Genomic DNA, 22,071 nt, shown 5'->3' with positions numbered 1-22,071 from the left:
CCGCGGCTTTGGGGCTGATCAGGGGCTTGTGCGGCGCGACGAGCGCGGTTTGGGCGGCCGCACAGGTACCCTCGCAGCCATGAGGTGGGCATGACCGACTCACGCCGCGACGGGCCGGACCCGTCCCAACCGCAGGCTAGCGGCTACCCGGGCTATGCCGATCCGGCGTACGCGAGCCAGGCGGGTTACGGCCCCACGTACCAGGCCCCCACCGGGCCTGCGCCCACGGAGCAGCTGACGGGGTATTCGCCCTACGGCTACGACCCCTATGCGGCCGGCCAGTACGGCCAGCAATATCCGCCCGGTCCGCCGCCCGACGAACCGCCGCCGGAGGAGCCGAGCACGCCGCGCTGGCTGTGGGTGTTGTCCGGGGTGGCGGTGGTGACCGTCGTCGGCCTGGTCGTTGCCCTGGTCATCGTGAACGTGAACCGGTCCCGGCAGGAGACCGTCGTCGCCCCGCCGTCGATGCAGGAGCCGAGGTTCACCGCGCCGTCGCCGACGACAACGCGGCGGCCCACGGTCCCGGTGGTTCCGCCGCCGACGGTGCCCAGCACGCCGCCGAGGACCACGACCACCAACCCGGGGGTGACCGAAACGGTGGTCTACGACGTCACCGGCACCGGCCGGGCGATCAACATCACCTACGTGGACTCCGGCGGGCTGTTGCAGACGGAGTTCAACGTGCTGCTGCCGTGGAGCAAACAGGTTGAGTTGTCGAGGCCCGCAGAGGGTTCGGCCAGTATCAGCATCATCAACGTCGGCCCCGAGGTGTCCTGCTCGATCAGCGTCAACGGTGCGATGGTGCAGCAGCGCACCGGCGCGGGGCTGACCATCTGCACCGCGCTCGGCTAGTCCCTCGTGACATGGCGGGGTACGCGTACGGCCAGCATCCCCAGCAGACCGGCGAGCAGCACCACGAGCAGCCCTGCCATCCCGGCGCGGTCGGCGCCGAACACGACAATGAAGGTGGAGAACAGAAACGGCGCCAGATACGACACCGCCCGTCCGGTCGTGGTGTAGAGGCCGAACGCGACGCCCTCTTTACCCTCGGCTGAGATCCGTAGCAGCAGCGTGCGCGCGGCCGACAGCGTCGGCCCGATGAACAGGCACAGCAACAACCCACAGATCCAGAACGCCAACGGCCCGGACAGTGCCATCAGCGTGGCGCCGACGGCGATCATCGCCGTCAGCGAGGTGACGATCACGGCCTTGGCGCCGAACTTGTCGTCGAGCAGGCCGCCTGCGACCGCGCCCACGGCCGCCACCACGCTGGCGCTCACCCCGAACAGCAGCACATCGGCGGCCGAGACACCGTAGACGTTGACGCCGAGCACCGCGCCGAACGCGAAGATCCCGGTGAGCCCGTCGCGAAAGACCGCGCTGGCCAGCAGGTAGTAGACCACGTTGCGGTCGCGGCGCCACTCGCTGACGATCTCCTTCCACAGGGTGCGATAGCCGCTGAAGAAACCCGCTCTGGCAATGGGCTCTTTAGGCCGCGGCACGGGGCTGCGCACCGCGATGACGACCGGCAAGGCGAACAGCCCGAACCAGATGGCGGTCAACAGCATTGCGGCGCGGATGTTTTGGCCGTCGTCGATGGGCAAGCTCAATAAGCCGCGGGTGTCGCCGTCGCCGGAGACGAAGCCGAAGTACACGATCAGCAGCAGCACCACACTGCCGAAGTAACCAAGACCCAGACCCAGCCCGGAGATCTGCCCGGACGTCGTCGGTGTGGAAAGCTGGCGCAGCATCGCGTTGTAGGGCACCGTCGCCAACTCGTTGCAGGCCGACGCGCCTGCCAACAGCAGCAGGCCGGGCAGCAGGTGGTGGTGGTCGTCGCCGATCAAACTCATCGCCGCGGTGAGTAGCAATGCAAAGCCGCTGAGCACCCCCAGCACGCGTCGGCGCCGCCACGGCGCGTCGACCCACACGCCGGTGACCGGCGCGAGCAGGGCGACCACCAGACCCGCGAAACCCAGCGCCCAGCCCAGCAGGCCCGCGGGGCTGGCGCTGCCGGGCAGGTCGTCGCCCACGACATTGGTCAAATAGACCGAGAACACGAACGTCACGACGATCGCGTTGAGCCCGGTCGCGCCGAAGTCCCACAGGGCCCATGCGAACACCTGCCGTTTGGCCGCACTCGGCAGCGCCGCCGCCGGGCGGGTGTCGCTCATGGGTGCCCACGATATAGTCCGCCCCATGCCAGTACCCGCTCCCACCGCGGACGCCCGGGCCGTCGTCACCGGCGCATCGCAGAACATCGGTGAAGCGTTGGCCGTCGAGCTCGCCGCCCGCGGACACCACCTCATCGTCACCGCCCGCCGCGAGGACGTGCTCACGGCGTTGGCGGACCGGCTCACCGAGCGCTACGGCGTGACAGTTGAGGTGCGCCCCGTGGACCTGGCCGACCCGACCGCGCGCACCGAGTTCTGCGACGAGCTGGCCACCCGCAACGTCTCGATCCTGTGCGCGAACGCGGGCACGGCGACGTTCGGTCCGGTCGCCGGGTTGGATCCGGCCGGCGAGAAGGCGCAGGTGCAGCTGAATGTGCTTGGCGTGCACGACCTTGTGCTCGCGGTGCTGCCGGGGATGGCGCAGCGCCGGGCCGGCGGCATCCTGATTTCTGGTTCGGCGGCGGGTAATTCACCGATCCCCAACAACGCGACCTACGCGGCGAGCAAGGCGTTCGTCAACACGTTCAGCGAGTCGCTGCGCGGTGAGCTCAAACGCGTCGGTGTGCATGTCACGCTGCTGGCGCCGGGACCGGTGCGCGAGACACTTCCCTCCGAGGATGAGCAGTCGCTGGTGGAGAAGTTGATCCCCGACTTCCTGTGGATCTCCACCGAGTACACCGCGAAGCTATCGCTGGATGGCTTGGCAGCCAACAAGATGCGGGTAGTGCCCGGCGTAACGTCGAAGGCGATGTCGGTCGCCAGCGGCTACAGCCCGCGCGCGATCGTGACGCCGATCGTCGGCGCAGTGTACAAAAAGCTCGCCGGCGGTTAGCGCTTCCGGCGGCGGCGGCCGGTGCCGAAGATGCTGCGGGTGATCTCGCGGCCGATGACGGTGCCCGCCGAGCGCATCGCGCTCTTGAACGCGGGGCTGTCCATCACCTTCTCCATCAAGCCGGGTTCGTCGGGCGGCTGGGCCGATGCGGGCATCGGTGGTGGCGGCAGCGGCACCTCCGGGGGCGCGACCTCGGTGACGTCGGGCGGGGGCGCGAGCTTGGCGGCCAGCCGCTCGTAGGCCGAGTCGCGGTCCACGGTCTGGCCGTATTCGGCCTGCAGTGGGCTGTCCTGGGCGGCCGCAGCGATCGCGTCGTCGCCGATGGTGTCCATCAGCGAGCGCGGTGCGCGCATCCGCGTCCACGCCACCGGCGTCGGCGCGCCCTTCTCCGAGAGCACCGTGACGATCGCCTCGCCGATACCCAGCGATGTCAACGCCGACTCCAGGTCGTACACATCGGTTTTCGGATAGGTACGCACCGTCTTGGACAGCGCCTTCTGGTCATCGGGTGTGAACGCGCGCAACGCATGCTGGATGCGTGCACCGAGTTGGGACAGCACGTCGTTGGGGACGTCGGTGGGCAGCTGGGTGCAGAAGAACACCCCGACACCCTTGGACCGGATCAGCTTGACGGTCTGCTCGACCTGTTCGAGGAACGCCTTGGAGGCATCGGTGAACAGCAGGTGTGCTTCGTCGAAGAAGAACACGAGCTTGGGCTTGTCGAGGTCACCGACCTCGGGCAACGACGTGAACAGGTCTGCCAGCACCCACATCAGGAACGTGGAGAACATCACCGGCCGGGTGGCCTGGCTGCCCAGTTCCAGCAGCGTGATGACACCGCGGCCCTGATCGTCGAAGCGCAGCAGGTCTTGGGGCTCCAGTTCGGGTTCGCCGAAGAACGTGTCACCGCCCTCTGCCTCGAGGTTCACCAGGGCACGCAGGATCACCCCGGCCGTCGTCGTCGACACCGCGCCCAGCGACTTCAGCAGCGGCTTACCCTCGTCGCTGGTGAGGTATTGAATCACCGACCTCAGATCTTTGAGGTCCAAAAGCGGCAGGCCCTGCTGATCGGCCCAGTGGAAGATCAGCCCAAGCGTGGACTCCTGGGTTTTGTTGAGGCCCAGCACTTTCGACAGCAGGATCGGACCGAAACTGGATATCGTGGCGCGTACCGGCACACCGATGCCGTCGGTGCCCAGTGTCAGGAACTCGACCGGGTACGCCGTGGGCGTCCAGCTGTCGCCGGTGTCGGCGGCGCGCTGGTCGATTTTGTCGCCAGCCTCCCCCGGCCGCGACAGCCCCGACAGATCGCCCTTCACATCGGCCATCAGGCACGGCACCCCGGCGGCGGACAGCTGTTCGGCGATCAGCTGCAGCGATTTGGTCTTGCCGGTGCCGGTTGCGCCTGCGACCAGCCCGTGCCGGTTGACCGTCGCCAGCGGAATGCGGACCTGCGCCGACCGGTCACATACCCCGTCCACGACGACGGCGCCGAGCTCCAGAGCCTGGCCTTCGACGCCGTAACCGGAGGCAATCTGCTGCGCGGGTGTGCCTGTCGGCTCAGTCGTCATGGTCGAAAACAGTACTGTGATCGCTGTGCGCGACGAACTGGTGTGGATCGACTGTGAGATGACGGGGCTGGACCTGGCGACCGACCGGCTGATCGAGATCGCGGTGCTGGTCACCGACGCCGACCTCAATATCCTGGGCGAGGGCCTCGACGTCGTCATTCACACCGACGACGAGGCGTTGTCGTCGATGATTCCCGTGGTCACCGAGATGCACACCAAATCGGGGCTGATCGAGGAGGTCCGGGCCTCGTCCGTGGACGTCGCCGCGGCGGAGGAGATGGTCCTCGAATACATCCGCACGCACGTCAAACAGGCCAAGACCGCGCCGCTGGCCGGCAACTCGATCGCCACTGACCGGGGCTTCATCGCCCGCGACATGCCCAAGCTCGACGAGTTCCTGCATTACCGGATGATCGACGTCAGCTCGATCAAGGAACTGTGCCGTCGTTGGTATCCCAGGATCTACTTCGGCCAGCCCGAAAAGGGCCTGGCCCACCGCGCGCTGGCCGATATCCACGAGTCGATACGTGAGTTGCGCTACTACCGCCGCACCGCGTTCGTCGCCCCGCCCGGGCCTTCGACCAGCGATATCGCGGCGATCGCCGCGGAGTTGGGAACGAATGGCGCCGACTCGGGCGTTACCGATTCGGCCGGACAGCGTTCGAGCGGATAGTATCGACGGCGCTGCAGCTTCGGCTGCGGCGATGGTGGCTGTAGTTCAGTTGGTAGAGCACCAGGTTGTGATCCTGGCTGTCGCGGGTTCGAGTCCCGTCAGCCACCCCGCAGGTGGGAGAGGGTTTTCGACTCTCCCACCTTCTGCATTCATGATGTGCTTGCGCCCTTATTGCAACCTTCGGGCAGCTTTGCAGAGCGGTGAGCCCGCCGATTGGTGACCCCCGCGACGACTGCGCGTATAGCAGTTTTGTCGTACGTCGCCGATAGCGTGGAACTGCCCCACTCAACCATCTGGCGGCAGACAGGCACGCGAACATGACGCTAATTCAGACACTGATGACTGAGGACCTCGTCCTCCAAGTCGCCGACCGTCGACTAACGAAGTCCAACGGGGAACTGTACGACGACCACGCAACGAAGCTTGTCTGCTGGCGGAGTTGCTTCAGTGTCGGATTTACCGGGCTTGCCCGAATCGACCGAGCACAACGGGAGCCGACGTCAGACTGGATCGCGAAACTGCTAGCGGACTGCGATTCATTCGAAGCGGGCATCGAGACGCTTCAGGCCGAAGCCTCGAAACGGATCGGGAACCTGCCCGCTTGGTACACCGACCGCCGTCTTGCCATCGTCATTGCGGGGTTCGACTACCGCAAGGATCCCCAAGTTGCTCATGTCGCTAACTTCCGACGGGCGGCCCAATGCCAGTAGACCCGACTCACTTTGACACGCACCTGCTCGGTCGCAAAGCGGGCCACAACTCGGCCTTCCTCGTCGCTGGTGGAGGACTTACACGGCCCTTGCACGAGCAACTCTTGGGCCGATACTTTCCGAAAGTTCTCAAGCAGGAACACGGAGTCACCCGCGCGGCCAAGCTCATGGTCAAGGTGCAGCGGGAAGTCTCCGACGACAACCCAGGCGTCGGCAGGCACGCGATGTGTGTTGCCATTCCTCGCGAGCGGAACGTTCAAGCGATTATGTCCAACCTTGGTGCGCCAACTCTCGATGGGGCGGGAATTAACTTCTGCTACTTCGATGATGAGGGATGGACCTTCAAGCAGTTCGGACCGCAGGTTGCGGACAACGGCACGGCGATAGACAGTTTTCAGGGCGAAGCGGACCCCGAAAACCCTGATGCCCAACGAGTCGGTTTCCGGTTCCTCAAGATCGGTCGGCCCGACGCGGAAACATCCGAATCGGATGTGACAACGAGTGGCCCCGGTCCGTGAACCTGCGCGTCACATTGCGAGACCACCCGGGTGCCCCGGGACTTTGCAGAAGGTAGCAAATCGGGCCGCAAACACCGTTGCTGTCGGTCTCGTGCTGTATAAAGTTCCGTTCAACTCTTTGCTAGCACACTGGGGGTCTCACGGTGACTACCGGCGAATTGAAAGGCAAGGTAGACCGCGTCTGGGACGCCTGGTGGAACGGCGCAGCTTGACCAGCGAGAAATGAGAACCAGTGCACTGCGTGAACATACGATTCGAGGGATTCAAACGGCTGGCTCGAACCAGTTGCAATACAGATAGCCGCATACTTGCGTTCGTCGGATCGAATGAATCAGGCAAGTCAACGCTGCTCGAAGCGCTGACATGGCTCACCAACGGCGCAGAAGACGCGCTCCCGAGTTCGTACGCGAACCGGACCACTCCGCCGTCTAGCCTCGTTGTCGAAGCCGAGTTTGAGCTTGGTGACGAAGATGTTGCAAGTTTGGCCGATTTGGACCTCGCCGAAACGCCGCGGACTTTTCTATTCCAAAAGCATGCGGATGGCTCTATCAGAGCAGGCGCAATACCAACGCCGCTGCGAAACCCACGACCATTCCAGGAAGCAGCGACACGCCTCGAATCAATTCAAAAGAGACTCGCTTCTCAGTTCGCCGCAGAAGCTGAAAACGCCGAGGAAGCAGCCGACACACCTGGATCCTGGGCTGGCCTTGTGGCCGAAGCGTTGCATGATCCTGAACAGTCGTGGTCGGAAGAGGTCGCAGCTGCCAATCAATCGTTGTGCGGATGGCTCAACGAGGTACCTCCCACGAGCAAGGCTGGTAAACCCCGCGACGCCAAGACTGCGGAGCTACTGCAAGACGCCGCTGCAATCGCCAGAGCGACGCACCCACAAAGCGTGACCAACCAACGGTTGCGTAATCGTATCCCGAAGTTCGTGCAATTTCGCGAGTCAGACCGAAGACTAGCTACGACTCACCCGATCAACGAGGAAGCCAACCGGCAGAAGCCACAGCCCGCGCTTGCGAATCTATTGCGGATCGCGGACGTGGATCTAAACCGCTTGTGGCAGTTCATCGAGCAGGGCGACGGTAGCAGTCGTGAGTCCTACATAGAGGAAGCGAACGAGAGGCTCCATGACTTCTTTACGCAAGCCTGGAATCAATCAGACATAGCCGCCCGGCTTAAGGTAACCGACAACACAATCGAAGTGTGGTTGAAGGAGTTAGGCAAGGGCGGCCCGGTTACCAACATCGAAGAGCGCAGCGACGGCCTCCGCACGTTCGTGGCGCTTGCAGCGTTCTTGGCCTCGCAGCCGCTGGCCGTGCCACCAATTCTTCTCATAGACGAAGCTGAAACGCATCTGCACCTCGACGCCCAAGCTGACCTCGTCGGGGTTCTTCTTAAGCAGATTGAGGCGACGCAAGTGTTCTACACGACGCATTCACCTGGATGCCTCCCGACCGACCTCGGGACCGGCATCCGGTTACTGCGGAAGGACCCTGATCGCGCCAACGCCAGTGAAATCCGGCACGATTTCTGGACCAACGAGGAACCTGGCTTCGCTCCGCTCCTCTACGCGATGGGAGCCTCAGCGGCAGCGTTCTCAGCATGCCGTTATGCGATTCTCGCAGAGGGAGCAGCGGATATGATCCTGTTGCCCACACTGATTCGCAAGGCAACAGGCTTGAAAGACTTGAGCTACCAAATCGCGCCTGGTCTTGCAGCCGCGCATGCGTTTGACATGCGCGTCGCCGACGTTGCGGCAAGAGTCCTTTATCTAACAGACGGCGACCCCGAAGGCGGGAAGTACGCGGAGCAGTTATCTGAGGCGGGCATCGATGAAGAGCACATCTTTTCCCTTCCCGACGGCTGGGCGAGCGAGGACCTCGTCAGCCGTGCGTCCTTTGTAAAGACGGTCAATTCCTTGATGTCATCCAATAAGCAACTGACGGAGTCCGATTTAGGATCAGGCAAGCCGGTAGTGAAGCTTCTTGAAGATTGGGGGAAGCGCGAAGGCGTCGCTACTCCAGGCCATGTTGTGATCGCGTACGGACTAGTTAACAACACAAAGGACATTCAGCTTCCCCGCGACGCACGTGACGCCTTGCGAGATCTTCACAAGGCGTGGACGGCGATCTTCGAAGCGCCCATGCGTTGACTCCCTGGCTGTCTTACGTGACGAGATCTCCACTGCCCACTAGACGTCGTTCTATCGCCTAAGTCATTTATGCGGCTGCGTCCGTTAAGTACCGATACAAAGTCGCCCGTGACACACCCAAGTACTTCGCGACGTCCTTCGCCGTGTGACCATCTGCCTTCATCCGTCTCGCCGTGGCGATGTGGTCCGTGTCCCTGACCTTCTTGGGCCTACCGAACTTGACGCCGTTTGCACGAGAGTTCGCTCTCTTAAGGGCATTTCGCTCGATCGTGAGATCACGCTCGTACTCCGCAAGGGAGCCAAGCACGCCGATCATCATTCTTCCTGCAGCGGTAGACGAGTCGATCCCATCCGACAGCGAGACCAGGGTGACGCCGCGATCTGTTAGCGCCTTGACCGTGTCGAGGATGTGCATCAGGTTTCGGCCTAGTCGGTCCAACTTCCAGACCACTACGTGGTCACCCTCACGAACGTAGTCCAGGAGCTGGGCGAGTCCTGGCCGGGCGTCGCGTGCGCCTGAGATGACGTCAGAGAAAACCTTGGTCACACCGACAGCCGAAAGGGCCTCGTCCTGCTGATCCAATGTCTGTGCGATGGTGGACGTGCGTGTGTAACCGATGCGTTGACCCGACGTATCGTTATTCGGCTGCGCCGCAGTCTGTCTCACAAAGGTTCCAACGCTACATACGCGACAGATATTTCTGAGACTAACTATTGCGACACGCCGTCCTCGGATGACGCGGCGAGCCTAACGGCCCACCGAGTTGTCTCAGATGAGGTCTATTTCGAGACGTTCTACGGAACTCAATCTGGAGCGTGCGGTTCTTTGGCCCAATTGATGATCTCATCGACGACGACCCGGATCGATGGCAATTCGACACCAGCCAAGTCGAGCGCGTGGACGACGGCCCTTACTCCGTCTGACGTGGTGATAGGAAGTCCATATCGGTTCTCGGCGTAAGACTTCCAGTCGGGAGAGTCCGACGGACCAAGGCCCTCGGCTGCGCGGCACTCGTCTCGCAGTTCGTGCCAGCCCGGAAACGGGCTTTTCAAGTACTGCCGTATGGCTTCTACCGGAAGCGCAAATAACAGGTCGTCTTCAGGTACGCCGAATAAGTCCGGGCGCGGAAGACCTTGGTCCTCAAACCTCTTGATCAGTTTAACTAACTTCTTCTCCTCGCCCGTCCGCTTCTTGCCGGATCGGTTCCACATCGTCGTAGTGATGGTGTTATCGGTCAGTACACCGGCCTTGACGCCTAGACGAGTGGTGAACTCGCCATCGATCAGCCCCTCAAGGTTCTTCGTTCCGTGTATGGGAATGATGAGTACTCCGGCGGCATCGAGTTGGGGAGTGGCGTACTCATCGAGTACAGCCTTGTCCAGCGGTCCCTCAACGAACAGGATGGCCCGGTAAAGCGATAGCACTGTGGCTGGGTGCATGCCGACTTCGGTGGCGAGTTCTTGTAGTAGTGGGGTGGCTGTGCTGAGCAAAGTTCGGGCCTGTGTGCGAAATTTGAAATCACGGCTGACTTTGATGAACCGGACCTCGTCCCCGGACGCGCGCAAGAACGCCTCATGGTGCGATGCCACAACGATGTTGAATCCCGACTTAACCATCCGCTGGCACCAGCGGACGATGCTGTCCACCGCTAAGTGGTGAAGGTGAGCTTCAGGCTCATCGATAAAGAGAACATGTCCACTGAATGACCGCTTGTCGCCCTCTAGTAGGTCGCCGATGTCTGCGTAAGAATTCTTTATCAGGTGCATAGCGATCTGCGTAGACGCAGCGATCCAGCGCGCAGCACCGCGACCGATATCCGAAACCGGATGCCCATGCTGTCCAGGACCTTGCTCTTCATAGGTCACGAATACGCGCGGCGCCTCTCCCCACATGGTCGGCACCACCAATCGCGCCCGGATCATCCCGCCAAGAAAATCGGGAAGAAGCACGGATGCCAGCGCCGCGACAATGTCGATTACTTTCCGAGTTCCCGGCTTTACGCGCCAGCGACGGTCATCTGCCGTTGAGTTCGCCGGATCCCCCTGAGCGTGGACTTCTTCCAGCCAGTGGACATTTTCAAGGATCTCTAGAGTGACCTTATTGCTGAGGTCGGCGAACTCCCAGTCCAGGAACAACGGATGTGACCGGGGTTCGTCGACACAGCAGTGCGCTACGAATTGCTCAATCGGTCCAAGATCGAACTTGTCGTAGATTAGGTTCTCGTTGACCACGTCCGCAAAGACCGGCTGTGGATCCGCAACACATAGTCCTGATTTGACGGAATCGGACACGAACGAAACCTGACGGGGCGGCAGAGGTTTGAATTCAAAAACCTCAAAACCCTCGTCGTCAAAGTCTGCGTCAATGTCCGCGTCACCGGCCAGCAACCACCGACCGTACGGAGGCCACTGACCCTCGCGGCGAGCTAGTGTCAGAGCCTCGTCATCAAAGAGAAGACCAGATTTCAGATCCGCGTAGACCGCTCCGACCGGAAGCGATGTGACCAATGTGTCACCGCCTCGTACGCCGCTGGCGAGGTTCTCAGCCGCGGGGTAGCCGGGCATGGTGTTGGGAGCGAGGATTCCATAGATGGCTTCGAGCATGTTGGTCTTGCCAACATTGTTCTGCCCAAACAGGATCGTCAGCGGCCCCATTTCGATTTCGAGATATTCCACGGAGCGATACCGCATAATAATTGCCTTGCGCAGTCGCATGAGCAGCGACGTTACTCCTACCGACTGCCCCACTGGCCCAGGATGCCCATCGTAGCGACAGGCATCTCTAACACGCAGTTTAGAGACTCCCGCATGTCGTCTGATTTGAGACTGCAAGTGGATCGGCTGGGCCGGTGCCCTAGCCCAGTTGATAAGCCTCACGCGCGATTTGAAGAAGTGACCGGTCGTCGCGTCCCTGCAGGTGACGCCAACCTGTTCGCTAGAACATGTGATGCCACCGGATCGCCAACTGCCACCACACATAAGCTCGATGTGTTGAAGCTTCAGCAATCCAATTGCCTTGCACCTTACGAACTCGGGCGGATATCCCTGTTGCATCCCGAGACTTGCGTTATATCCCGGTGGGCACGGTGGTGCGAAGTTTATCACTCTAGCGTTGCCCCAATAGCTTCGGCGACATGACGAAGCTCGATCACGTCGCGCCGTCGTTCGCCGCTTTCGTACTTGCTGACGAACGACTGCGAAACATCTAGCCTCTCGGCCACTTCGAACTGTGTCAGTCCAGGTTGCAGGCGAAGCCGACGCAATAGCGCACAAAGCTGCCTGTACTCCGTTGAGTACAGCGACTCTTCCACGGCACTAGCGGACCTTGCACCTCCGAAAATCCCAATTTAGGATATTCGCGGAACCACGTTGTGCGACCTGGCCGCCACTACCTAAGGGGCTGCGATGGGTGTGTGGAATAGCTTTTCGTTTCAAAGCATGGCAAAGATCGGTCTCGTTGCGGCCATTGCGCTCATTCCAGCTTGCGAATCCGAATCACCAGAGGCGAGGAATCAGCGCCTCACCGAGCTAAACAACCGAGAGTGCCAAAAACGCGCAGACGGCGATACGTCGATTGAACTTAACGACGAAACTCAGCCAGAAGAAGGGGTATGCAATCTGTTCCGATGGCGGTTGGACCAAATGATCGAGCAAGGTCTAGAGGGTTATCCAGAGCTGGTGCCTCGGTATCCGCAACCCAATGGACCCGCAATTTGGGAAGGTCACTAGCGGCGACTGGCTCTCAATGATCCAAGGGTTACTCCTCGATGATGCGGACAAATTTGTAAGCCAGCATCGTTTGGAGAGCTCCATGATCTCCACGTACGAGACAAGGTGTGGGTCCACCCCCAGATTGGTTGACTCCTGACCTGTGAGGATTCGTCCTTGCTGAAAGGATCAACCTCGTGCCGACACCGTTTCCCGCCGAGTTCCGCGCCGACGTCATCGCCGTGGCCCGCAAGGGCAATGCGGTGTACCCGGGTCTGATCATGTCCCGACCGACCCTCATAAGAGCGCCCCAGAACGGTTCTCGTCGAGGTATCGACCACGCAAATCGCTCCGGTGGTACCGGATTCCTCCAACACCTGCGGGAAATCCCACCCAGGACCCTGCCCATCAGATTGCTGCTATGAGCGCGAATGATTCGCAAGTACAACGCTTTTCGGACCCAATGTGTTGGCCTTCATTGTCCGGGCTGGCGCACGCGAACAAGGGGTCAGTTCCTTGAACGACGCCACAGGGCAGAGACGCTCTCCAGGTATTTTACGGGTTAGTCGACAGGGAAGACAGGGGTTGTTCATGCATACGAGTAATTGGTCTATATAGAAATAGCGAATAAACCCTGTCCACGAATGCCCAACCTTCCCCTACCCTGTGGCTGGCCAGCTCTTCCGGAATCACGGCCCTTCCAACGGCGCATTTGCACGGTGGCCTGACGCCGCGATGCTAATACTCCGACGAAAGGCCGATGCTTACAGGCCTCCGATTTGAGAGTTTTCCGTCAGCCATGATACGGGCGTCTAGATCCATTCAACCGGCGAAGGTCGAATCTGCGCTGCTAGCCGAAGTCAGCTGAGCCACTAACTCTGCGATCGACGGCATGAGAAATGCATTGCAGCACAACGCGTATGCGTGATCCGGGGCTCCGTTCTCTACCTCGCAAGGGATGCGCGGTCCCCCGCCGAACTCTCCACTAAGAAGGCGAGCCCCGCTATGGTCTGATGTATTCGACGTTACGGCCGCGCGGAATCGCTCACCTACCATCAACTATTTCGCGGTATATAATCTCCTCCAACTGCCCTATTTTTTCGAGCATCTCCTCGCCCTTCGCGCTTTCGGCTGTCATTCTCAGATATTCTTGAAGCTTCGGCAATAGTGTATCGAGACTACTTGTTGGCATTTCTGGCCTATCGCGATAAAAAAAGTAGTTGCCGTTTTCCTGCCATTCCTTAACGATTGGCCCAAGAAGCTCTTCCGTAAAATACTTCATAACTCCGACGATGATCTGGCTATTCTTGCGATCAAACGTGTCAGCACTTTCGCCAGCCTCGATATGAACTTCGCGACGGATATCGTCCATCAAGTAGACATATCTTCGCAGCCTACCCATCTCGGTCTGGAGTACCGCCAGTTGCTTTATACTCAAAAACGGATGCGAATTGGTCTCAGTGTTTAGCCCTGCAGCATTCAACTCGCTCCAAAAAAAATGCAACTCGTGATACGCTTCCATGAGCTTCTTGAAAATATCTTCGCGCATTCGTGCACGGGCTGACCGTTGCGCCTCGCGTACGTCACGTAGCTTTTCACCGTCGTGTAGAAGAAAAGTAATTGCGCCACCAAGCACAGTGATCGTCATGAATGTCAGCAGCGCCTTCACGAATTCTAGATCCAAGGCTTCGCGGTCGATCGTGCTGGTATAGAGGATCCATGTGTAGATGCCACTTGCGATCAGCAATGCAAAGATGACACCTTGTATAAAACGGGCTACGAACCGACTAGGGAATCGGTTTGGACGTGGGGATCGCTTTGGTAACAGTCGCGCGAGTGGACTCATGGATCTTGGCCACCCGAAGGATTATGTTGGTCTCGTTCTGGTCTTCCCGAAGTGCGCTCTTCGGATTTATTGGGAGCCTTAGACCAGCGTTCATCTAGTGATATACCAATAACGATAAGTCCGATTCCCAGAATGATCACACCTATCTGTTCACGAATGGTGATCACTGCCCACCCGGTGTCAGTGTCTTCGGTAAAGAAGAAGCTGCCTGCGACGATTAGCAAGCCAACCAGTTCGAAGGCCCCGGACAAACCAACTTGGCGACCAAAGCTACGAATCCATTTGGGCCTACACATTTCCGCGCCCTTCGCTTCAACCTCAGTGCACTACGTTAGGACTTGCATGCCATTCTCACTGTTTGCCTCAACCTTTGTGCGGGTTTTGGCGATCTCAGCACGACGCCGAGACATCTACGCAAAGGATCGACTAGCGGCTGGTAGCTTCGTGGGCTGCTCGCCACCGAGACATGTCGACTTATCGACCGCTCGGTCGCCTCGATCCGAGACCCTCGCGAAGACATCTACGCTCGTCCCGTTTGAGGGCGTGCGATCGCCCGCGAGGCGGGACCACAGGGTTGAAACCAACCGCGGTGATCGAGTTCTCGATTTGAAACTTATTGTCTGACTTGTCGTTTAATACCATGGCACAGGTAGACAAGGGTATATAAAACGAGAATTTCTCTAACACTAGCAAGCTCCACGCTTTCCCCTGTCCTTCCCTGTCGAGAGCTACCTCGACCCTGTGCCTAGCTGGCTCCTCTGGAACCGGATCCCCAGGTACGCCATGTACTTACCCGGTGCTGCTGCACCTCCACCGTCTGGTGACCGACTGAGCCCTTCACGCCTAGTGACTCGCTTCTTCACAACATCATGAGCTTTCACGTCGGGCTGCTCTAATAGACGGTCACCGAAAGTCTGGTCACTCCAGGACCGGTGCCCCGTGGTCTTTAGCCACTCACTGAAGTCTGCGAATAGTTCTGTGCGCAAAACGTGTGCCGACGGATCGAATTCCAATCGATCACCGATGTACCTCAACAAAAGATCAGCCCGCTTGCGCCAGTCGGCAGTCGATGTCTCGACGCTTTGCGGTAACTCAGGCATCACTCGATCCAACTTGTACCAACGACGCGCACCATCGACTAACCAAGCAACGATCGCCTCGTGCTGCCCATCTTCGCCGTCACGCAGGCGGGTTCTGAGGTTAGGATCTCCGACGCGCTCATTAGGTCCCCGCGCCTCCCCCTTAGAGAAGCGGTATCTGAACTCCACTAGCGCCAAGCGTCTCCAGGTTCCCGCGTCCGACTCATCGACCCGCGGAAGATAGTTCGTCGTCACGATTACCGAATGCGATTGCTCCCACGTCACGGTATCCTTACCACAGTAACGTGCAGACATCGACCGCGTACCGAAGAGTTGTTTAAGCCGCCTGACGTTCAAGTGTCCTAGCTCTGGAAGTTCCTCCATCACCACAAGGCGCGCGCCGCCAGCGCGTAATGCCGGTGTGGCGCGCTTTTTCTTGCCGTCAAGTACGTGCCTGGTCAGACCGGCCGAAGGTACGTGGATGATGCGATTTTTCGTGTGATTTTCATTGTCTCTTGACGCTGGGTCCGTCTTGATTGGGTATTTGTAGCCGCAATACGTGCACATAAGGAAGTCGCCGCGCTCCTGGAAGCTGACGATCTTTCCGCAGTCGAGACACTTGCTCTTACTTGCAGACTTCCTCGCCATTAGTATCCCTCCCCCGGCTGGACGTGCGACGGCTACAGGCGCTCAGCTTCCTCACGGACAACGCTTTAACTCCGTCATGTCGATGAATCTGCCTATTGCCGTTCCCACGACGCAGCCCACGTACATGAGACTCAAGGATTTCGACAAGGTCGGCCGCTGCGCTTCGGGCAGCAGCACGGCAATCTCGGCGCTAAGGGCATGCCATGACCCGCCCGCCGACCTGCGGGATCGGCTCTACGGTAGAGGGGACGCACCAGGCCGGTGGCAGACCGTACTTCAGAACGGCTGTGAGGTAGGCGTTCGCGACGTAGTTGTACTGCGGGCAATATGTGTCCACCGATTGGACCAGGAATCGGACCACTTCGCGGTCGTTGGTCAGCTTTGGAGACTGGGCGGCGATCCCGGCTAACGTCCGAAATCCGTTGATGTACGGCTCTTCTGCCAACACTGGGCAGACCCCGGCACCAGCGCGGCGCACCTCATCGTTCACGTTGTCGGCGAAGGCGGCAGGCATACTGACGAAGGCCGTCACTACGAAAAGTCCGGCGGTTAGGCCGTACTTGATCTTCATGCCGTGGGTTACCTCCCGTCCGACGCGCCTACACCCGATGGTGGCGACCTTCATTGGATATCGATCGCGAATCGCCATTTGGCACCCTCTTGGAACAGGGTTACGAGTAGTACCTCGACGTTCCCATCGCCTACGGGCACCGTGCATCTGGCAACATCGCCGTCGCCGTATTCGCGGGTGACCGGACAGCGGATCTGGCTCGCATCCGCCGGACTTCCGGGAGTTGCCTCCAGGCCGCGGCGAAGCAGCTGTTCTATCTCGGGCCCTGAGATTGTGGAGCCACCTGACTGCGCCGAGCCGACGGCGGGTGAGGCTAATGCGCATATCGAAACCCCCGTGGCGGCGAATAGCAACGCGAGTGGACGGAGAGAAACCCTCAAATTCACTAACCTCCCTGAGAACCCGGCCACGCCACGGAGATCCTGATCGTAGTCATAGTTGCGTCCAATCTGTCGGGTCGTCAGCAGAGGTAAGTGATGGCGGCGTCGTGGATAATTGGCGCGTTGTAGGACGACGGCATCAAACCTTCGCCGTGGCTGAGGTCGTACACGATCGATGCACGCGACCTGCCCTTCGCGGCCTGTCCACAGACCCACAACCCGGTCTTAATTGAGGCCGCCGCATTCGGAAACTGGCCGTGGCACAGCCCGTTGACAATGTTGCACGGATCACCGTCGTGATCGATGAGGCCTGCTGCATCGAGCGCGCGAACGTAACCCTCTCTATCGGATTCTGCGGATGCTGGTGCAGCCGCGAGTATGGACACTCCTGCTACCAAGAGTGCGGTTAGGGGGATTCTCACGTATATCGAGCCCCCGTGTCGCGGCGCGCTGCGAGTCGCTGAGTAATGGGTAACCGACCTCGGGGCGCAGGTTGTCGACCGCCACGTGCGCCAGCGTTTCCATCTCGGCGTTGGAGGAGCTTTGATTGAGGTAGAAGCTTTCATCCGCGCTTGCGACCCGAGCTGCCGCATCATGCCCAACACTGCCGCGAGGATGACCTCGCCCAACCGAATCATCATGGCGATTTTTAACTCCTTGCGTGCACACTGAACCCAGATTCCGAATGTTCGGAGCGGCCCGCGTTGCTGGGCTGCACATCCCGATAGGCCCTTACGCGATGGTTGCTGAGTTTACCAACTTCTCCTCACAAATAGCCGGAGACTAGGTGTTGACGTAAACGTAAATACTAGAGTGCATTTGCCAGTTTCGCTGCAGAGTTACTTGTCGCCATGCTAACGTCCGACGCTTAGTGCTTGGTCATCAACCAAACTTCTTGAGGAGGCAGTCAAATGCGGCGACCGGCGGCAACGTCGCTTACATGTGCCGTGTTGTGGACTGGGGTCGCCGTTAGCGGGACAGCAATCGCTGCGCCGCCAAGTGAGTGCGGGGTCAACTTGTCCGCACCCCAGGTGATCGCGGCGACCGCGCAACTGCCGCCCTACCCCGGCACTGGGTGGCGGTGGAGCACCGATCCACGAACAATGGAGGGCAACTTCAGCCCCTGCGCAACGCTGTCGACTGCACTTGTCACCGTCGAGGGTGCGACGGGTGGCTCCCCAGTTACTGCGCTGATGTTCCACAAAGGGACCTACATCGGGAAAGCGACATCAGAGGCATACAGCTACACATCGCTAAATGCAGCGCAGACCACTGACGACACCGTGGTGCTTAGCTACAAAACACCGGGCCAATGTAACGCGTGCCCGCCCGCAGCTATTAACAACGTCCGTTATCGGTGGCAAGGCGATCATGTCGCCATGCTCGACGCTCCTCCGCCGAAGTGGTAACTCCAGCATTACTTTCCATCAGATGATCAGGAACGCACCTTTGAAGACCTGCCGATCATTCGTGGCGCTAGCCATTTCCACCTCAGCGATTGCCTTGCTTCCTGGAGTAGTTGCGCCTGCACGCGCCGACGATGCCCAATCTGTCCGAACGCAGTCGGGGAAGGTGCGCTGCCTTGTCTACGCGAATGACACGGCCCACGGTGGCGGCCCGCTGGTCGTGTGCGAGTACAACCCCGGCTTTCCCCAAGCACCCGCCCCGAGCACGGGGATTCACTGGAACCTCGCAGTAGTCAGAGGTAACGGCCAGCTCAACTGGGATGTTGGAAACATCGGAGGATCGACCCAAGCGATGTCCAAGGACATCGTCTTGCATTACGGGCAGACCTACCACGTCAACGGCTGGACGATCACACCCGCGTTCGAAGGTACGCGATTTACCAACGACCAAACCGGCCACGGCATGTTCGTCAGTATCGAAAACGTCTACTCCTTTTAAGCGATCGACTCGCGAAGTGTAGCCACTGCGCCATCGCGGACGAGCTGAAAAAGCTTGCCGAGCTTCGCGACAGCGGCGTCCTAACCGACACGGAGTTTCAAGACTTGAAGGCTCGACTCCTTGCCCGCCAAGGGGCTAACGGGACAAGGACTGCACGCCGAGGCTCGGCTCCTCAGCCGACTGACGGCACCTATGTGGCGGTCATCGTCGATGACACACGTGTCGGCGAACTGCGGGCACCGATTCCCCCAGGCACCAGTGCGGAGGAAATCCGCCGCATACACAACAGGCCAACGAATGGCCTTACCAAGCCTGTCTGGTGGCCTCAAAGTATTGAACTTGGGTGGTGGCCCCCTGCCGGACGGTTCAGCACCGCGATCAGCAGCACCATTCGCCTGGTGTTGACATCTGCCTGACTGCTGGCACCTGTATCCGCTTAGGCACCTTGGTTTGAGTAAGTCCAAGCTTCTGCCGGAGTTCACACAATGTCGCACAGAACAGAACTGCCTGTACTCCGTCGAGTACAGCGCCTTTCCACCACCTGGAGGTTCCCAACTTCGGAAATTTGATGTAAGCGAGACAACGGACTTCTGCTTTCGTACAGTCGTGCTGCGGATGAACGGGGTCGCTAGATGAAGCGCATGCATGCTTTTAGTCAGGCCATCGCAGTGTGGCAGGCCCTCGGTTGCAGTCAACAAGAGAGCACCGACACCGCAATTTCAGTGGCCGCGGCATCAGGGCCTGACGAGATGGGCTTCATCCAGGCCGCGCACGAAAACGGCGTAGCGTCGTACTTCTGCGATGACACACAACTGCTAGCCACCGCCCTTGCGACGTGCCAGAAGCTGGGTCTTGATCTGGACTTTGAGCGCGAATTACGACGTCGGCAGCCAGACCGTGACACAGGCGATAACGGACGAAGGTTCCGCCGCATTTGTTGGCTACGTGAACGCGTTTGTGTGTGAGAGTTGAGGGCGGACCACGTGAAGACAATCCTCCAAGAGATCGCCGGTGCCGTTCTTGTCGCGCTCGTTGCGGGATGCTCAAGCTCTCCTAGCGCAGGCACCTCTGATGAGCGGCGGGCTTCCGACGATGACAGTATCCAGGCATCGATTGGCTCAATGAATGATTGGGTTAGGTCAGTCTGCAGCGTTGGCTTCACGAAGGCTTTCGAATACCCCGTGCCTCAATGGGGGTGCAGGGGCTACCCCGAAGGCGGTGGATTCTCGACGCACTTCTTTATCTTCCAGTTCACCTCGCAGAGCCAGATGCGTGCGTACCCGCAGTATCTGACCGGTAGGTATAGCTACGCGTCGTGCACAGCAGGCGACGGAAGCATCACGGTCTTTGTGTCGGACGTATCAGGCTTTGGAAATAAAGAGGTCGCCACTCGCCTCACCGACCAGGCACTTCAGCCACTCACCGAATATCGATGCTCGATAACGTCTTCAAATCCATACAGAACCCCGACAGCCCCTTCAACAGTTCCGGCATTGCCGATGCCCACGCCTCGGACAGCACCGCCACCAGTAGACTCGCTGCCCCGAGTCACCACACCTGCTAATGCGCTGGTACGAACCGCATCTGGCAAGGTCCGTTGCATCATCGAGGAAGCGACGGTCAGCTGCCAGTACCCTCAGGGCTTCCCGCAGGCACCCGTCGAAACGTACGGGGACCGCCAATACCACTGGAATATCGCCAAGGTCACCGATGTAGGGGCTTTTGAATGGCGTAACGGGAACATTCCTGGTGACAGCGAGGCAATGGCGCGAGATGTTGTCCTCAACTACGGCACGACTTACAAGTTCCTCGGATGGACGATCTGGCCGACTATTGATGGCACCCGCATAACAAACGACCAAAGTGGCAGAGGCATGTTTGTGAGCGTCGAAAACGTCTACCCGGTCTGATCATGTCCCGACCGATCCTCGTAGGAGCGCCCCAGAACGGTTCTCGCCGAGGTATCGCCACCCAAATCGCTCCGCGTGAGCCCCGGAGTTCCCAAGAGCATCCCAAAGGTCATTCTGAGTATTCGGGTGAAACCAGGCGCTGGAAGGCTATGACGAAGCGGAATGCAGCCAACGACTGTAGCGCTAGCGTGGTCGCCCCGACGTGTATCGGGAGGCAACTTTTAGCGGGATAGTTTCACCCGTATTGTCGGCCGTACAATGAATCTCATCACCTCGCCCGCCGACCCTAGGGCGGTTTTTGAGATGCCGATAGCGCAGGTTCAGCCGTGTCACGGGAGCCTGATACTCGGCCACGTTGTGCGGTGACTCCTCGGCTGCCTCAGGCATACGTTGATTATGTCATCCCTCTTGTCGGCTCTTGCCACTACGCCAGGCTTGGCGTGAGACCTATTCGACTTCCTTACGCTCGAATTTGTTGGATTTCATCGAACTTACCTGCCGTGATCGACCGGTACTGGCCATCGACGAGCGTCATCGAACGATGCTTTGTAGCAATAGCATTCAGTCTATCATTGGGTTTCACACCACCCCACAAGTAATACGTCGAAGCGCAGCTCTCGCGCCCAGCGGCTGTTAGCACCACTCTCGTCCTGTCAACAGCGCCACCGCAGTTCATAAAGGGCAGATGGGGAAGTAGATCCTCGTCTGGTTGTGGGCCAGCCTATCTCGTGGCTCTGAGGACTCTACATGCTAGAAACTGCCGAATTACTCAGCCGTACAGAATTCCTCCGCATCTGCGGGATATCGGACAGTACTGAGCGGCGTCATCGCAAGAACAATCCGTGCTGGCCTCCGAGCTTGAAGATTGGTGCGAAGGTCTATTACCGTGCGTCGTCTCTTGAGGAATGGCTGCGTCAAAGAGAATCCGTGCGTTGTCACGAAATACCTGAACACGGTGAAGATTTCGACATGAGCCGCTTCAGAGAGCCTCTGGACGGGTGTACCAAGGCTGGCGACCGATGACGGGCATCGTCTGCAATCTCAATCCGGCTCTCCCGCTGGGCCATGCTCTCGGAATCCTGCCATTCGATTTACCTAGGCAATGTTATCGGTGAGGAAAGTGGAAGCCCCTGACCAAGTTTGCGCCGAACACTGATGGACCAAATGGTCGCCGGAACATGTGTGGTGTTTGCCGGTCTATGTACGATTGCGAACGAAGCTACGCCCTTCGCGCTATGGCTTGCGGCAACATCCCAGTAGTCGAGCTGTGTCTCGACCACCTATTTCCCGTCCGTGCTGGCGGACACCACACCCTCGACTACGTTGTGCCCTCTTGGCTCTTCCTGATTCAGAGTGCGTTGATGCGGTCTTGAAGTTGGCCGGAGTGG

The 22,071-nt window shown here is 59.6% G+C and carries 18 protein-coding genes and 1 tRNA gene; 11 read left to right on the top strand and 8 right to left on the bottom strand.

All coding sequences use genetic code 11. The features are described from left to right. Positions 1-90: 90 nt before the first annotated feature. Positions 91-852 carry an MmpS family transport accessory protein gene (locus ABQF13_RS19965; RefSeq protein ID WP_448394523.1) on the top strand — a complete coding sequence of 254 codons (762 nt, stop codon included), beginning with the start codon at positions 91-93 and terminating at the stop codon, positions 850-852. Here the strand turns inward: ABQF13_RS19965 and ABQF13_RS19960 are convergent. After that, positions 849-2,174 (bottom strand): MFS transporter, encoded by a 1,326-nt coding sequence (locus tag ABQF13_RS19960; RefSeq protein WP_448394522.1) that lies wholly within the window; start codon positions 2,172-2,174, stop codon positions 849-851. The two genes, ABQF13_RS19965 and ABQF13_RS19960, sit on opposite strands and share 4 nt — an antisense overlap. A gap of 25 nt (positions 2,175-2,199) precedes the next feature. Between ABQF13_RS19960 and cmrA the strand changes: the two genes are divergently transcribed. Then, positions 2,200-3,006, top strand: a complete 807-nt coding sequence (gene cmrA / locus ABQF13_RS19955; protein WP_448394521.1) for a mycolate reductase — start codon at positions 2,200-2,202, stop codon at positions 3,004-3,006. Here the strand turns inward: cmrA and ABQF13_RS19950 are convergent. Beyond that, complete coding sequence (locus ABQF13_RS19950; protein ID WP_448394520.1) at positions 3,003-4,577, bottom strand: helicase HerA-like domain-containing protein; 1,575 nt, start codon at positions 4,575-4,577, stop codon at positions 3,003-3,005. The two genes, cmrA and ABQF13_RS19950, sit on opposite strands and share 4 nt — an antisense overlap. A 25-nt stretch (positions 4,578-4,602) precedes the next feature. On the opposite strand from ABQF13_RS19950, the gene orn reads away from it, so the two are divergent. The 5 genes from orn (at position 4,603) to ABQF13_RS19925 (ending at position 8,636) form a co-directional block, all read left to right on the top strand. Further along, the gene (gene orn, locus ABQF13_RS19945; RefSeq protein ID WP_448394519.1) at positions 4,603-5,250 is read left to right on the top strand and encodes an oligoribonuclease; all 648 of its coding nucleotides are present in this window, start codon (positions 4,603-4,605) and stop codon (positions 5,248-5,250) included. Between the two features lie 34 nt (positions 5,251-5,284). Next, positions 5,285-5,357 (top strand) — tRNA-His (locus ABQF13_RS19940). Between the two features lie 231 nt (positions 5,358-5,588). After that, complete coding sequence (locus tag ABQF13_RS19935; protein ID WP_448394518.1) at positions 5,589-5,960, top strand: hypothetical protein; 372 nt, start codon at positions 5,589-5,591, stop codon at positions 5,958-5,960. 89 nt (positions 5,961-6,049) lie between these two features. Next, positions 6,050-6,478: a hypothetical protein gene (locus ABQF13_RS19930; RefSeq protein WP_448394517.1), complete on the top strand. Its 429-nt coding sequence runs from the start codon at positions 6,050-6,052 to the stop codon at positions 6,476-6,478. Between the two features lie 241 nt (positions 6,479-6,719). Next, positions 6,720-8,636, top strand: coding sequence for an AAA family ATPase (locus ABQF13_RS19925; protein WP_448394516.1), 1,917 nt, complete (start codon positions 6,720-6,722; stop codon positions 8,634-8,636). Positions 8,637-8,703: 67 nt separating this feature from the next. On the opposite strand, the gene ABQF13_RS19920 is transcribed toward ABQF13_RS19925, so the two are convergent. The 6 genes from ABQF13_RS19920 to ABQF13_RS19895 form a co-directional block, all read right to left on the bottom strand. Then, a complete protein-coding gene (locus tag ABQF13_RS19920) occupies positions 8,704-9,255 on the bottom strand; it encodes a recombinase family protein (protein ID WP_448394671.1) in 552 nt (183 codons plus the stop codon). 185 nt (positions 9,256-9,440) lie between these two features. Continuing rightward, the gene (locus ABQF13_RS19915) at positions 9,441-11,351 is read right to left on the bottom strand and encodes an ATP-dependent nuclease (RefSeq protein ID WP_448394515.1); all 1,911 of its coding nucleotides are present in this window, start codon (positions 11,349-11,351) and stop codon (positions 9,441-9,443) included. 386 nt (positions 11,352-11,737) lie between these two features. Continuing rightward, positions 11,738-11,947: a type II toxin-antitoxin system RelB family anti-toxin gene (locus tag ABQF13_RS19910; RefSeq protein ID WP_448394514.1), complete on the bottom strand. Its 210-nt coding sequence runs from the start codon at positions 11,945-11,947 to the stop codon at positions 11,738-11,740. Between the two features lie 1,442 nt (positions 11,948-13,389). After that, positions 13,390-14,091 carry a hypothetical protein gene (locus ABQF13_RS19905; RefSeq protein ID WP_448394513.1) on the bottom strand — a complete coding sequence of 234 codons (702 nt, stop codon included), beginning with the start codon at positions 14,089-14,091 and terminating at the stop codon, positions 13,390-13,392. 2,016 nt (positions 14,092-16,107) lie between these two features. Continuing rightward, positions 16,108-16,488, bottom strand: coding sequence for a hypothetical protein (locus tag ABQF13_RS19900; protein ID WP_448394512.1), 381 nt, complete (start codon positions 16,486-16,488; stop codon positions 16,108-16,110). A 460-nt stretch (positions 16,489-16,948) separates the two neighbouring features. Further along, a complete protein-coding gene (locus ABQF13_RS19895; RefSeq protein ID WP_448394511.1) occupies positions 16,949-17,254 on the bottom strand; it encodes a DUF732 domain-containing protein in 306 nt (101 codons plus the stop codon). Positions 17,255-17,779: 525 nt separating this feature from the next. Between ABQF13_RS19895 and ABQF13_RS19890 the strand changes: the two genes are divergently transcribed. The 4 genes from ABQF13_RS19890 to ABQF13_RS19875 all read left to right on the top strand — a co-directional run bounded on the left by ABQF13_RS19890 (position 17,780) and on the right by ABQF13_RS19875 (position 20,683). After that, complete coding sequence (locus ABQF13_RS19890) at positions 17,780-18,277, top strand: LppP/LprE family lipoprotein (RefSeq protein ID WP_448394510.1); 498 nt, start codon at positions 17,780-17,782, stop codon at positions 18,275-18,277. Between the two features lie 22 nt (positions 18,278-18,299). Beyond that, positions 18,300-18,773 carry a hypothetical protein gene (locus ABQF13_RS19885; protein WP_448394509.1) on the top strand — a complete coding sequence of 158 codons (474 nt, stop codon included), beginning with the start codon at positions 18,300-18,302 and terminating at the stop codon, positions 18,771-18,773. Continuing rightward, a complete protein-coding gene (locus ABQF13_RS19880; RefSeq protein ID WP_448394670.1) occupies positions 18,677-19,189 on the top strand; it encodes an SHOCT domain-containing protein in 513 nt (170 codons plus the stop codon). Before ABQF13_RS19885 ends, ABQF13_RS19880 begins: the two co-directional genes overlap by 97 nt. Before the next feature lie 567 nt (positions 19,190-19,756). Further along, positions 19,757-20,683: a hypothetical protein gene (locus tag ABQF13_RS19875; RefSeq protein WP_448394508.1), complete on the top strand. Its 927-nt coding sequence runs from the start codon at positions 19,757-19,759 to the stop codon at positions 20,681-20,683. Positions 20,684-22,071 lie beyond the last annotated feature (1,388 nt).

Source organism: Mycolicibacterium sp. XJ879 (genome assembly GCF_053483935.1).
This window is presented reverse-complemented; position numbering and strand designations above follow the sequence as displayed.

Bases quoted from the DNA above. Each gene is read 5' to 3' on its own strand.
- ABQF13_RS19915 (WP_448394515.1), bottom strand. From the start codon at position 11,351: ATGCGACTGCGCAAGGCAATTATTATGCGGTATCGCTCCGTGGAATAT.
- ABQF13_RS19965 (WP_448394523.1), top strand. From the start codon at position 91: ATGACCGACTCACGCCGCGACGGGCCGGACCCGTCCCAACCGCAGGCT.
- ABQF13_RS19950 (WP_448394520.1), bottom strand. From the start codon at position 4,577: ATGACGACTGAGCCGACAGGCACACCCGCGCAGCAGATTGCCTCCGGT.
- ABQF13_RS19935 (WP_448394518.1), top strand. From the start codon at position 5,589: ATGACTGAGGACCTCGTCCTCCAAGTCGCCGACCGTCGACTAACGAAG.
- cmrA (WP_448394521.1), top strand. From the start codon at position 2,200: ATGCCAGTACCCGCTCCCACCGCGGACGCCCGGGCCGTCGTCACCGGC.
- ABQF13_RS19900 (WP_448394512.1), bottom strand. From the start codon at position 16,488: ATGAAGATCAAGTACGGCCTAACCGCCGGACTTTTCGTAGTGACGGCC.
- ABQF13_RS19960 (WP_448394522.1), bottom strand. From the start codon at position 2,174: ATGAGCGACACCCGCCCGGCGGCGGCGCTGCCGAGTGCGGCCAAACGG.
- ABQF13_RS19885 (WP_448394509.1), top strand. From the start codon at position 18,300: ATGATCAGGAACGCACCTTTGAAGACCTGCCGATCATTCGTGGCGCTA.
- ABQF13_RS19890 (WP_448394510.1), top strand. From the start codon at position 17,780: ATGCGGCGACCGGCGGCAACGTCGCTTACATGTGCCGTGTTGTGGACT.